At 44.2% G+C, this 12,944-nt stretch carries 10 protein-coding genes and 1 tRNA gene; 1 reads left to right on the forward strand and 10 read right to left on the reverse strand.

Going from position 1 to position 12,944, the window contains the following annotated elements:
* Window positions 1-45 precede the first annotated feature (45 nt).
* Window positions 46-130 (forward strand) — tRNA-Leu (locus IRQ95_RS11315).
* Between the two features lie 219 nt (window positions 131-349).
* Here IRQ95_RS11315 and IRQ95_RS11320 read toward each other — a convergent pair.
* The 10 genes from IRQ95_RS11320 to flgE all read right to left on the reverse strand — a co-directional run bounded on the left by IRQ95_RS11320 (window position 350) and on the right by flgE (window position 12,917).
* Window positions 350-1,486 (reverse strand): flagellin, encoded by a 1,137-nt coding sequence (locus tag IRQ95_RS11320; RefSeq protein WP_194437039.1) that lies wholly within the window; start codon window positions 1,484-1,486, stop codon window positions 350-352.
* Window positions 1,487-2,018: 532 nt separating this feature from the next.
* Complete coding sequence (locus IRQ95_RS11325; protein WP_194437040.1) at window positions 2,019-3,158, reverse strand: flagellin; 1,140 nt, start codon at window positions 3,156-3,158, stop codon at window positions 2,019-2,021.
* 359 nt (window positions 3,159-3,517) lie between these two features.
* Window positions 3,518-4,711: a flagellar hook-associated protein FlgL gene (gene flgL, locus IRQ95_RS11330; protein WP_194437041.1), complete on the reverse strand. Its 1,194-nt coding sequence runs from the start codon at window positions 4,709-4,711 to the stop codon at window positions 3,518-3,520.
* A gap of 12 nt (window positions 4,712-4,723) precedes the next feature.
* Complete coding sequence (flgK, locus tag IRQ95_RS11335; protein ID WP_194437042.1) at window positions 4,724-6,598, reverse strand: flagellar hook-associated protein FlgK; 1,875 nt, start codon at window positions 6,596-6,598, stop codon at window positions 4,724-4,726.
* Between the two features lie 348 nt (window positions 6,599-6,946).
* A complete protein-coding gene (gene flgJ, locus IRQ95_RS11340) occupies window positions 6,947-7,891 on the reverse strand; it encodes a flagellar assembly peptidoglycan hydrolase FlgJ (RefSeq protein ID WP_194437043.1) in 945 nt (314 codons plus the stop codon).
* Between the two features lie 9 nt (window positions 7,892-7,900).
* Complete coding sequence (locus IRQ95_RS11345; protein ID WP_194437044.1) at window positions 7,901-8,992, reverse strand: flagellar basal body P-ring protein FlgI; 1,092 nt, start codon at window positions 8,990-8,992, stop codon at window positions 7,901-7,903.
* Between the two features lie 51 nt (window positions 8,993-9,043).
* Window positions 9,044-9,823, reverse strand: a complete 780-nt coding sequence (gene flgH / locus IRQ95_RS11350; RefSeq protein WP_194437045.1) for a flagellar basal body L-ring protein FlgH — start codon at window positions 9,821-9,823, stop codon at window positions 9,044-9,046.
* Between the two features lie 21 nt (window positions 9,824-9,844).
* The gene (gene flgG, locus IRQ95_RS11355) at window positions 9,845-10,633 is read right to left on the reverse strand and encodes a flagellar basal-body rod protein FlgG (RefSeq protein ID WP_194437046.1); all 789 of its coding nucleotides are present in this window, start codon (window positions 10,631-10,633) and stop codon (window positions 9,845-9,847) included.
* Between the two features lie 19 nt (window positions 10,634-10,652).
* Window positions 10,653-11,402 carry a flagellar basal-body rod protein FlgF gene (gene flgF, locus IRQ95_RS11360; protein ID WP_194437047.1) on the reverse strand — a complete coding sequence of 250 codons (750 nt, stop codon included), beginning with the start codon at window positions 11,400-11,402 and terminating at the stop codon, window positions 10,653-10,655.
* Between the two features lie 210 nt (window positions 11,403-11,612).
* Entirely contained in the window at window positions 11,613-12,917 is a 1,305-nt protein-coding gene (gene flgE / locus IRQ95_RS11365; RefSeq protein WP_065429958.1) for a flagellar hook protein FlgE, read from the reverse strand.
* Window positions 12,918-12,944: the final 27 nt, after the last annotated feature.

Genomic DNA, 12,944 nt, shown 5'->3' on the forward strand with positions numbered 1-12,944 from the left:
CGTTACTAAGACTTGCCAATCGTCTTTTTAACTATAAAGTTTGCTGCGGTCGTGGCGGAATTGGTAGACGCACCAGATTTAGGTTCTGGCGCCGCAAGGTGTGAGAGTTCAAGTCTCTCCGACCGCACCATCATTATAGAACCCAGCTTTTGCTGGGTTTTGTATTTCTGGGCCCTGTATGCGCCATTAAGGTGCTCCAGTCACAATCCCTACCCTATACAAGCCAAAATTCAAAACAGCACCCCACAGCGAACGACATCGTTCAGATACATATTATTATCTTGGCTCATTTAGCTTAGCATCACAGACAAAAAAACCAGCCTGAAGGCTGGTTTTTCTATTGCATCAATTAACCTAATAAACTTAATGCTGAATTAGGGGCTTGTTTTGCTTGCGCTAATACTGAGCTTGAGGCTTGACCAAGAATTTGTGACTTAGTCAGTGCCGTCGTTTCTTTGGCAAAATCTGTGTCTTTGATGCGGCTATTCGATGCGTTCACATTTTCATTGATGTTATCTAGATTATTAATCGCATGTTGGAAACGATTTTGAAATGCCCCTAACTCCGCTCGATGACTATCAACAAACTTTAAAGCTGCATCAACAATCGCTACTGACTCTTGCGCACCCGCAACAGAGGTAACATTAATGGTATCGACTGTTACTGCTTTCGCTTCAGTGAAATTCAATTCACCAGCTAAGCCACCAGCAAAAGAGATCCCGCCTTCCACTGTATTATTATCAGTAAAGACTTGCAGCTTGCCGTCATCTCCTACCGAAGCTGTCAGCATGTCTGTTTGGCCATTGATATAAGTCGCTAGTTCTTCAATGTCATCACCCGCTTTCGCCACAATATCAATCGTCTGAGGGCTACCAGTCAACTTATCAGTTAATGTGATAGAAAGATCGCTAGCATCCGATTTCACTTCCCAATCTGGTGCTTTGGCGGTTCCAGCGACATAACTGTTTCCCCCCATCATATTGTTGTCACTGCGCATATTATTTAGGGTTAACATCACTGCTTCCCCATTATCCGCACCAATTTGCATGGATTTTGTCGTAAACGTACCGTTTAGCAACTTATTGCCACCAAAAGAAGTCGTTTCAGCAATTCGATTGAGTTCATCATTTAGTGCTGTGATTTCTTCTTGAATCGCAACACGCTCTGATTTCGAGTTAGAACCATTAGCGGATTGCAATGACAAGTCACGCATACGTTGCAAGATATTGGTGGTTTCGTTCATTGCTCCTTCCGCTGTTTGAGCAATTGAAATACCATCATTCGCGTTGCGCACTGCGACATCTAAACCGCGACTTTGCACGTTCAAACGGTTAGAAATCTGTAGACCTGCCGCGTCATCTTTCGCACTATTTATCTTAGACCCTGAAGATAAACGCTCCATTGAGGTTTGCTGCGCACTCGTTGCACTGTTTAAATAACGTTGTGCTGTCATTGCTGACACGTTTGTATTTACATTCACCGCCATGGTGGTTCTCCTATTGATTTCCGTTGATGCGGAATGTCCGAACGGTTTCCGACGTCTCGGTAAACCAAAAGTTCTCTCAAAGTAACCTTAATAGCGACAAGAAATTGATTAACTTTAGACCACTTGTAAAAGAGTACGAAAAATCGAACAATTTTGAATCAAATACTTGAGCGATATCTAAAACAAAGAAAAAAGCGCTAAACTTTTTTAACTTATTGAAATGAATAGCGGGAGTTGGCGTGTTACAAAGATGAGCAGATTAATATCGCAGCTAAGCAAAAGGTCGAGGGCGGATAGTGTTTAGGTCGGGATAAAATGAAGAAAAGCCCCTTTCCTTTGAGAGAACCGGGGCTATGGAGGTAGCCAGTGTGGAGATCGAGAGAAATGATCACAGCTTGGCTGCCGTGACATAAGTAGTTTTCTAGCTGAAACAGGTTTTGAGAGAGAGTCTCAGCTATCTAAATACTTATGTTTGCCGCAAATACTCTATTCACCCCACGTCTGGGAAAACCGTGAATAAAGTGACTTGCTATTACTGCAATAGTGTCATTGCAGAGTTAGGCAACTGTTTTGCTTGAGCTAGAATGGAAGTACCAGCCTGTTGCAGAATTTGGGCTTTAGTCATCGCCGTTGTCTCTTTCGCAAAATCAGTATCACGAATGCGGCTATTTGATGCCTCTACGTTTTCTTGAATATTTGCTAAGTTATTAATACTGTGGCTCAGACGGTTTTGCTTTGCACCTAAGTCAGCGCGCTGAGAGTCCACGTATTTCAGTGCAGAATCAACAATGCCTACCGCATTTTGTGCGCCACCAACTGTGGTTACATCAATATTTTGAGTCGTTGTTAAAGTACCAGGACCAGACTGCAGACCAAGATCGCCCGCTAATCCACCACCGAAAGAAATGTTACCTTGCAAATTTGGCTCAGCGGCAAATATTTGCATGCGGCCTTCTTCATCCACCGATGCTTTAAGTAGATCAGTTTGACCATTGATGTAGGTTGCTAGCTCTTCGATATCATCACCAACTTTAGCGTTAATTGCTAAGTTAACTAGCTCGCCACTCTTGGTGGTAAAATCAATCGTAAGGTCTCGTTTATCTGCTGCAACACCCCAAGTATTGTCTTTACCTTCAATACCCACAAAGCTCTGACCGCCCATACGGAAATCATCAGCACGCACACTGGTCAGGCCCATGATCATCGCTTCACCTGAGCTAGCACCAATCTGAAACGATGCCTCACCAAATGAACCGTTTAATAATTTGCGACCACCAAACGAGGTTGTTTCTGCGATACGGTTTAATTCATCTTGCAATGCAGCAACTTCTTCATGGATCGCTACACGCTCAGAGTCTGAGTTAGTGCCATTGGCAGACTGCAATGATAAGTCACGAATACGTTGTAGAATCGAGGTTGATTCGTTCAACGCACCCTCAGCGGTCTGTGCAATCGAGATACCATCGTTAGCATTGCGCATCGCAACATCTAGGCCACGAGACTGTGCAGTTAAGCGGTTAGAAATTTGCAAACCGGCTGCGTCATCTTTAGCGCTATTGATCTTCTGACCAGAAGACAAACGCTCCATTGACGTGTTCAGCTCACCCGTTGCTTTATTCAAATAACGCTGTGCAGTCATTGCAGAGACGTTAGTATTTACTGTAATGGTCATAGGTTGCTCTCCTAGTGAGTTCGCAAGTTCTCGCGAAGCGGTCAGCTTGATCTCATTGGGAAGCACTGACCGTAAATGACTTGCCAAGCAGGCTGATGCCCACTTATATAATTTAACTACTTTTCTAATTCAATTAGTGTGCCAATAACTAAAAAACATTCTAATTAATTTTTTAAACTCTAAATATCAGACACTTATCAAAATAGACATCTAGCTTAAGTTTCATTATTTGCTATTAAACTCAAGCGATTGCCGCTTTTTTGCCCCCTCTATTGCCACAGTAAAAGAACGGCATTTACTCTGTCACTCTATAGAGATGGATTCGATATTATTTGCACTTATGGCGTTGCACATAAGGCTTATAAATAATTAAAAAGCGTTAAATCTTTCGTTTTACCAAAGGCCTGCTGCGAAGCCTGTAACGCTCGCGAGTTTTCATTAAACTCAATCACGGCCGCTGCATAATCTAAATCTTCAAAATTACTTTTTGATTTGGCCAAAGTCAGTTTGAAGTCTTCATGCTGCTGCTCTTGGATATCTAGAGTGCTCAATCGAGCACCGACATCTGAACGAGCCTTGTTCATCTGAATAAACCCAGCGTGAAATTCTTGTACCACTCGCTGTAGCTCTGCGGTATTAGAAGAATCAGAAACAGAACCATCAGACAGATCACGCGCCTCTTTAAAGGTGTCAAATAAGTTAATATTCTTTTGCGGCGTTAACTCAATCACATCACCCTTGGTGATCTGCCCTTTAACCTGAATAGAAATATCATCATATTTGATACCTTGCGCTGCATCGAATACGTCGGCTTTCACTACACTGCCATCTTGTTCTAATTGATAGCCATACTTATTGTCTGGCATATCAACAAACGTCAGCTTGTAAGTCGACTGATCGCTTGGGTTAGTATTCGTCGCTCTCTCGAGCAGCAGTTCCGAAGCTTCTTGTAACTGATAACTTGGCTTGTAGTCGCCAAATGGATTAGCGACTTCCATAAACAACTTATTGCCCGGATAGTTTATCGGCATCTCTTGACTGTTAGAGATACGCATTTTCCGTTGGTAGTCATCACCGGAGTAACTGATGTTCCCGGCTTTATCACTGAAAAATGGCTGTACCTTCGCCTTTGTTCCAGAAAAGACATAGTTACCAGATTCATCTTGTGTATTCGCAAGGGTTAACAGATGACTAAACAGTTCTTCAATTTCACGACGTTTAGCTTGACGATCTTCCGGTGACAATGAACCGTTGATCATTTCCATCACAGTGCGCTTGCCTTCATCAACATAATCTTCCGCATTTGAAATGATAATTTCATTATGCTCTAGACGGCTTCGACTCAATACGATCGCGTCAACATACTGATCAAGCTGTTCGCTTTTCTGACTGATATTCTGAATGTAATGAGTCGCCAACGGGTCATCACTTGGCTTGAGTAACTGCTTACCCGACGCAAGTTGCGCTTGGTTATGGTGGACCTTGTTCTCTTGACGACGTAAATCGTTTTGTACCGATTGGTAGTTATGGAAGCTTGAAATTCGATTTAGCATAATGTCCTCCTACTACCTTAGCGCCAAAATGGTATCAAACGTTTCATTTGCCGCTTGCATCACGCGTGACGAAGCCATATAAGCTTGTTGAAACTTCATCATATTGGCCGCTTCTTCATCAAGGTTAACACCTGAAATTGAAGCAACTCGCTCTTGTGCTGACTCTTTCTCAATACGGGATACGTCGGTTAATTTAGAAGCTATCGATAACTGCAGACCGACGTCGGTATTGAGATCATGATAAATGTCGATGATTGATGACTGACCATTATTTAGATGCTTATCTGTTTGTAGATACAGCATCTTGCGCAAGTTACCATTCCCGCCATCTGATGGAACCAAGTTGGCGGTAAACTTATCGTTTGGCAATGCCCCTTCCGATAGTGTAAACGTCGTTCCCTGAACCGTAACGTCCCCCTTCGGAGGGTAAATTTGTGGTTGCTGCAAAACCTTGCCGTTTTTGTCGGTAACGGCAAATTGTGTTCCATCAGGAGAAACAATCACTTCAAATTCTTTTAATTCCCCTGCTTGTTTGATCTCAAAACTCGCCGAGCCCTGAGCAAACGAGGTGGAGGCTTCATAACTTTGAGCGGCAATCTTTGTCGCGTCGGTTGTTGCGAGTTGAATTTGGCCCGCCCCTGAACGTGTCGGACGAATCAAAACTCGTTCGCCACTTGCAAGATCGTTATTAATCTTAATGCGTAAGCCATCGATATTTATCGCATTATCTGTCACTGATACAGCCGTACGTTCACCATCTGGACGCGTGATAAAATAATCACCTCCACTGTTTTGTAGTGAGTACTCACCGGTTTTCATCGGTGTTACATTGTCGATATAAACTTCGAGATCTGCCTGAGAGTTTGATGAAGTGACAACGCGAGACTTTGCCGCGATCACTGAGTTGATATCGGTAAATAGTGCTTCTCCGACCTGACCGTTAAGATCTAAGCCTTGAGTTTGCAGATGATTGACTGCGTTGACATAACCAATGGTCATTTTCCCAAGTTCATCTAACACGCCAGGGATTATTTCATCACGCATATCAAGCATGGCACCGATTTTTCCATCAATATCTTTGCTCGTGATGGGCTTAATGCCCTGCCCTTCAATCATGGCTAACCGACGCTGTTGCGTATCAGGAAAACCATCAACTAGCGCTAACTTACTCGCTTCAGTGCCCGAGACTAGAGTATGACCGTTACCAATATGAACGTTGAAACCCTCACGGTTAGAACGCGGCGTCACCGTAACTTTGGTGTATTCAGATAACTCTGCAATCAACTTTTCTTGCGTATCGAGCAAGTCATTATGTGGGCCTGGGGTACGTATCATTAAGCGATGTAGATCTCGAATCTCCGTACCAATTTGGTTGATACGCTCAACACCCAACTCAAGCTTTTTGTTCACAACATCATGCTGACGACTCACGTCTTGATGAAAATCATTAAGGTTTTGCGCTATCAAACCCCCTTTTTCAATCACAACTTTACGTGAGCCAACATCGTTGGGGCTATCAGCCAAAGATTTAACCGCGTCAAACCAGCTGTTCATGTTTTCGGGAATTTTCTTAGACGATACCGAAGACAATAACCCTGAAAGCATCTCTAAGTTCTCTTCAGAGTCCACACGATTGGCATAATTGGTCGTGGAAAGATTCAACTCATTGACGGCAAATTGATCCCATGAGCGGCGAACATTTTCCACATGCACACCCATGCCATACGTTTGTCCACCAAATTGGCGTGGGTCATTGGTCGCCTGAATGACAGATTGGCGGCTATATCCCTCTGTATTAACATTGGAAATGTTATGACCGGTGGTATTGAGTTGTCTCTGAGCGGTTAATACACTTTGTGTACCTAACCCCAGAAGATCCGACGCCATATTGCCCCCAAAAACCTAACAAAATCAGCCTATGCTGAGTAACTTATTGGGATTTAGCAATTTGTGTGCCAATAGAAAAATAAAGGGGAGGAACATCCAGCGAAGATGGATTACGGAACGCCCAGCCTCGCTGGGCTACAGAACGTTTCACTCACGGACATGGGTACATAATAAAAGGTTTGGGGGGTGAGGTAGGATTCGAAGCCTGAGAACTAAGAATTGAGAAAGTAGAGCATTGAGAGCGAAGAGCGAAGCACCAATACCGCACAACTTATCAAAGCAAGGCTGCTGCTGAACGTTCTAACATCTATATTCTGAGACGTAAAAAAGTCACCCGAAGGTGACTTTTTACATCTGATCTATCTTCGCTTTAACTCTCAATACCTTATCAGCATATTGTGGGTCGGTTGCGTAGCCGGCTTGGTGAATGCCACGGATAAATTGCTCATTATTTCCGCCATGGCTGAGTGCCGTGTTATAACGCGGATTCTCGTTAAGGAAACGCACATAATCATTAAAGCTTTGCTCATAATCTTGATAAGCACGGAACGCGGCACGCTCTTGTACTGGCACTCCTTGATGATACTCCAAGGTTTGTGTGGCCATTTTATTGCCAGACCAGCTTTTATCTGCCTTGATATTAAATAGGTTATTGCTGCTACCTTGACTATTGGTGACCATCTTTTGCCCCCAACCCGTTTCCAGTGCAGCTTGCGCCAACAACAGTGAAGAATCGACACCAAGCGCTCTTGCCGCTTTTTCAGCATAAGGCTTCATAGAGCTAACAAAGGCTTGCGGTGAGTCAAAACGGCTTGCTTGCGAACGAGGAGATTCTACAGCCGCTACTTTTTGCTCTGCCGTCGTCCCGTGACCATTTAGTTCGCGCTGTTCCTGCGCTTGACGAGCTCGATCAACCTTTTGCATCAGATGTTCAAAGCTATCATTACGAGCGCCGGCATCTTGGTTTTCAATCGAACCGGTGCTTAGCTGAGCGACAATCATATCCGCCAAGCCCAATGATCCCGATGCGCTCAGTTCGCTCGACATTTGGTCATCCATCATTTGACGGTAAAACTGCTGATTTTGGCTATCCATCAAGCCCGATTCAAAAGCGGCATTTGCATCACGCATCGACTTAAACAACATATTGGTAAAAATCGCTTCAAACTGTTTGGCCGCTGCAGTTAATGCTTCCTTCTCACTTTTCTCATCGCCTTTCACCGCTTGCTGACGAAGCTTATCAAGCCCAGCAATATCGTGAATAAAGCCAATGTCGTTACCGTTATTAATCATGCTCTTTCCTTAGATAATGATCAGTTGACCTTCAATGGCACCAGCTTGTTTTAACGCTTGCAAGATCGCCATTAAGTCAGATGGGGCCGCGCCTACTTCATTCACCGCACGCACGAGATCATCCAAAGTCAGGCCCGGTTCAAACTTAAACATCTTGCCCTGCTCTTCTGTCACCTCAATATTCGAGTCTGGGACAACAACCGTATCACCACCGCCAAACGGATTAGGCTGGCTGACGTTTAAGTTTTCTTTAATCGCAACAGTCATACCACCGTGAGTGACCGCGGCAGGTTTTAAACGTACATGCTTGCCGACAACGATAGTACCAGTACGCGAGTTAACGATAATTTTTGCTGACCCTTCGGCTGGATTAAATTCTAGGTTTTCAATGGCAGAAAGAAAGGCAACACGTTGGCTAATATCACGTGGAGCACGGACTTTAACAGAGGTAGCATCCATCGCTTGCGCCATTTGTGGACCAAGGAAATTGTTTACTGCATCGGCTAAACGTTGCGCTGTGGTGAAATCGGAATCGAGCAAGTTGAAGGTAATATAATCACCTCGACTAAATGGGGTCGGAATTTCTCGCTCAACCATCGCGCCATTAGAAATCATACCAGCCGTCGGATTATTACCGACAATTTTTGAGCCATCGGCACCTGTCGCACTAAAACCGCTAACCACTAAGTTGCCTTGTGCTACCGCATATATTTGGCCGTCGAGACCTTTGAGCATCGTTTGCATCAAAGTACCACCACGTAAGCTTTTGGCAGAACCAATCGAAGAGACCGTGACGTCAATACTTTGCCCTTGCTTAGAAAAAGCAGGTAACTCTGCGGTGACGATAACCGCGGCCACATTTTTCGTTTTTGGCTTAGTGCCCGGTGGTAATTGAATGCCGAAGTTTTGCAACATGGCATTGAAGCTTTGATCGGTAAATGGCGTTGATTCGCCAGTACCAGGAAGACCAGTGACTAAACCGTACCCAACCAATTGGTTGCTACGAACTCCGGCTACTTGCGCCACGTCCTTAATACGGGCGGCCTGCACGGACGTGGCAAGTAACAGCAAACTAGTAAGTAGGAGTAAGGTTTTTTTCATGGTGGTACCTGTAACTGTAAGACGATGTCAAAACATCGTCTTTAAATTGAGTTACAGAGATACATTGAAGAATCGTGCCAAGAATCCTGGCTCTTGCATATCTTGTTGATTTCCAGTGCCCGAATAACGAATTCGTGCATTGGATACGCGCGTTGAGGCAATGCTATTATCGTAGGTAATATCTTCCGGACGAATTGTGCCGCTTAATCGGATGTATTCATCACCAGTATTAAGGGTTAACCACTTCTCACCACGGATCACCAAGTTGCCATTAGCCAGCACTTCAATCACTTCAACGGTAATGGAACCCGATAAACTATTACTTTGGTTTGCCGCTGAGCTGCCACTGAATTTATTGTCATTGGCTAGATTGTAAGAAAAGTTATAGTCACCAATATTTAATTGCTGACCACCAACCTCTAGCGGATCCATACTCGCCGCATTATTTTTCGATAAGTCGGCATCGGCACTTTTTGCCGCTTTAGTACTTTCATCTAGAGTCACGGTTATTATGTCACCAATACCATGTGGCTTAGAATCATCGTACAAGCTCGTTGTACTGGCGGTATTAAATAACGATCCCGTCTCTGCAGCATAGTGCTCCGGTTGATGCTTCGGGTGAATAGGAGCCCAAGCCGGATCACCGGCGACTGGATCAGTTCTGCCACGCAGTGTGTCAATGATCCCTGAACTGTCATCGGCCGATTTATCGCCTTCAACAGCATCTACCGTGGTCGTGCCTTGCACCACATCTGGAGTATCAACAGGCGGTTGTAACATCGAACAACCAGACATCAAAACTATCAGAGCTAAAGGAAGAATACGTATCATGCTAACGGCCTCTTTCAAATATTACAGTTGCTGGTTAACGAAGCTCATCATCTTGTCTACTGCTGAGATTACTTTTGAGTTCATCTCATAGACACGTTGAGCTTCAATCATGTTGACGAGTTCTTCTGTAACATTAACGTTTGAGGTTTCTAGCATCGACTGACGGATTTGACCAAAGCCATCAAGGCCTGGAACACCTTCTTGCGGGTCGCCACTTGCACCCGTTGGTAAGTAAAGGTTTTGCCCCACTGGCTCTAAGCCACCTGGGTTAATGAAGTCCACGGTTGTAATCTGACCAACCACTTGGTTGTCTTGCTGACCACGTAGACGAACTGAAACTTCACCATCAGTGCCGATAGTAATGCCAACCGCGTCTTCTGGAATAGCAATCTCTGGCTCAAGTGCATAACCTGCACCAGACGTTACAATCACACCTTCATCATTGACGGTAAACTGACCATTACGGCTATAACCGATATTGCCGTCTGGCATTAAAATTTGGAAGAAACCATCACCTTCAACCATCATGTCTAGTGCGTTACTGGTTGTTTGTGCGTTGCCGTTGGTATGCACCTTCTGTGTTGCAACGACTTTAGAGCCTGCACCCAACATCAAACCACTCGGTAGTTCAGTATTCTGAGATGACTGACCGCCCGCTTGGTTAATATTCTGATAAAACAAGTCTTCAAAAACTGCGCGGCTTTTTTTATAACCAATGGTTGAAGCGTTAGCCAAGTTGTTTGAAATTGTTGATATATTGGTTTGCTGTGCGTCTAAGCCAGTCTTACTTACCCATAATGCCGGATGCATAACTCTCTCCTAAAATCTATTAGCTTGAACGAAGCAGCGATTCAGAGGCTTTGTCCATCTCTTCCGCTGTGCTCATCATCTTGACTTGCATTTCAAATTGGCGTTGTAAATCAATCAGTGCTGTCATTTCACCGATTGCATTTACATTACTTCCTTCGATTGCGCCGGTGAGCAGTTTTACACCTGCATCCGCTTGGTAAGCGGTATTGGGATCTTTTGCTCGAAACAAGCCGTTTGCATCTTTGAATAGTGATTGATTGTTAATGCTTACTAACTTAATACGGTCGACAACTTCCATGGCATCCGCTGGCGCACCTTGTGGTACGACAGAAATAGTACCATCGGTACCAATTTCTACTTTGCTCAAAGGGATCGGCAGTGTGATTGGAGCACCCGTTTCACCCATGACTAGGTCACCATTACCACTCGTCAATAGACCTGTGGCATCGATTTGAAAGTTACCGTTGCGAGTCAGGCCTTCTTGGCCCGTTTTATCCATCACTGAAATCCAGCCGTCGCCTTGAACTGTCACATCAAGATTTCGACCCGTAGTGATAACGCTGCCTTGTTGGAAGTTATGTCCTGGACGTTCTGTCATGCTAAACACACGAGTAGGCAAACCTTCGCCGTATGCCTGCATTGAACGAGCTTGCGCCAAATCAGCACGGAAACCCGTGGTACTGACGTTTGCTAGGTTGTTCGCTCTAAGCTGTAATGCCTGCATATTTTGCTTGGCACCGCTCATCGCTAAAAACAGAGAACGATCCATTATTGACTCCAAAAAACACTATTCGAAGAAAATAAAGCAATAGTTATGCCAATATATTTTTTTGTTTATTTTTCAGATAAATAGAAAAGCAACACTCAGAAAAGTGAGCATTGTTATCGGGTAGGCGTCGAATTTATGGCAATAACGGCAACTAGGCATTGCCGCCAAGTTGCCATCTAAATAGAGTGCGATTAATTCTGCTTAGGAAAATTAACGTATTTGCAGGATGTTTTGTTGCAGCTGGTTATGAACTTCTAGGGAACGAGAGTTCGCTTGGAAGTTGCGTTGCGCTGAAATCAAATCGACCAATTCTTGTGTCATATCGATATTGGCTTGCTCAAGTGCACCATTGTTGATGGTACCAAATGAACCTTTATTCGATTCACCCCAGATTTTATCACCAGAGTATTGAGTTGAATCCCACTGCGTGCCGCCTTTCTTATCAAGACCTTGTTCATTCGCTACGCGAACGAGTGCCACACGACCCAAAGTGATGTTTTCACCATTTGAGTAAGTGCCTAATACGCTGCCGTTTTCATCAAAATCGATCTTGGTTAGGAAGCCGGTTGTCGCGCCATCTTCGTCAAACTTAGTCAATTCAAATGGAGCGGCAAACTGAGTGGCAGAATCTAGACCAAAAGAGAGTGTTTGACTGACGTCTGCACCGTTCATATCGACAGGATTTGCACCAGCACCAATCGGGTCACTCACGATATTTTGACCGTTGTTCAAGCTTGCTAACGTGCCATCGTTATTGAACTTCATTGTGTGGCCAACATGACCTGTTGGTGTTGTTGCATCACCACCGGTAATGTTGATCGGCTTTTCGCCTGCTTTGTCCGTCACTGTATAGTAGGTCTGCCACGTATTTGGCTGAGTCTGATCTTTCAAGTAGTACGTCGTCATCTTGTAAGATTGGCCCATCGAATCATAAATAGTCGAAGAGGTTGAACGGTTATACGTTTCTGGATCGGAGTAATCAAACAAAGCGGGATCTTTTAGATCACCATTAGCTGGTAAGTTAACACCTACTTGAATGTTAGCCGTTTGCTTTGGCTTACCAAACTCTGCTGGAATGTTAATTGGTCTTGGTTCGTAAGAGAGTACATCACCAGTGTCTTGATTCACTTCATAACCCAATAAGTACTCTTCATTTGAAGTTACCATGTAGTTATCTTTGTTCAAGTGGAAAGCACCGTTACGAGTCAGCTCATTTTGCTGAGGGATCAAACGCTCTTTAGCCACCGAAAAGAAGCCCGTACCAGATACACGTAGATCCAGTGGGTTGTTTGTGTAAACACTTGAACCTTCGTGGAATTGTTGTGCAACTTTATTTGCTTGTACACCTTGACCAGCCGAGGTCTTAGAGTTGGTAAATAATGAGTTTGAATAAACATCACCGAATTCAGCACGTGATTCTTTAAAACCGAACGTGTTAGCGTTAGCAATGTTATTACTGGTCGTGTTCAGATCGAGCTGAGCGGCTGACAATCCGCTTAATGATACATATGACATTCCAAATTCTCCTATCTAGCTCGCGTT

Source organism: Vibrio fluminensis (assembly GCF_015278125.1).
Classification (GTDB): Bacteria; Pseudomonadota; Gammaproteobacteria; order Enterobacterales; family Vibrionaceae; genus Vibrio; species Vibrio fluminensis.

What these genes read in the sequence shown, in the direction of transcription:
- IRQ95_RS11320 (WP_194437039.1), bottom strand. Translation starts at nt 1,486, where the DNA reads ATGGCGGTGAATGTAAATACAAACGTGTCAGCAATGACAGCACAACGT.
- IRQ95_RS11325 (WP_194437040.1), bottom strand. Translation starts at nt 3,158, where the DNA reads ATGACCATTACAGTAAATACTAACGTCTCTGCAATGACTGCACAGCGT.
- flgL (WP_194437041.1), bottom strand. Translation starts at nt 4,711, where the DNA reads ATGCTAAATCGAATTTCAAGCTTCCATAACTACCAATCGGTACAAAAC.
- flgK (WP_194437042.1), bottom strand. Translation starts at nt 6,598, where the DNA reads ATGGCGTCGGATCTTCTGGGGTTAGGTACACAAAGTGTATTAACCGCT.
- flgJ (WP_194437043.1), bottom strand. Translation starts at nt 7,891, where the DNA reads ATGATTAATAACGGTAACGACATTGGCTTTATTCACGATATTGCTGGG.
- IRQ95_RS11345 (WP_194437044.1), bottom strand. Translation starts at nt 8,992, where the DNA reads ATGAAAAAAACCTTACTCCTACTTACTAGTTTGCTGTTACTTGCCACG.
- flgH (WP_194437045.1), bottom strand. Translation starts at nt 9,823, where the DNA reads ATGATACGTATTCTTCCTTTAGCTCTGATAGTTTTGATGTCTGGTTGT.
- flgG (WP_194437046.1), bottom strand. Translation starts at nt 10,633, where the DNA reads ATGCATCCGGCATTATGGGTAAGTAAGACTGGCTTAGACGCACAGCAA.
- flgF (WP_194437047.1), bottom strand. Translation starts at nt 11,402, where the DNA reads ATGGATCGTTCTCTGTTTTTAGCGATGAGCGGTGCCAAGCAAAATATG.
- flgE (WP_065429958.1), bottom strand. Translation starts at nt 12,917, where the DNA reads ATGTCATATGTATCATTAAGCGGATTGTCAGCCGCTCAGCTCGATCTG.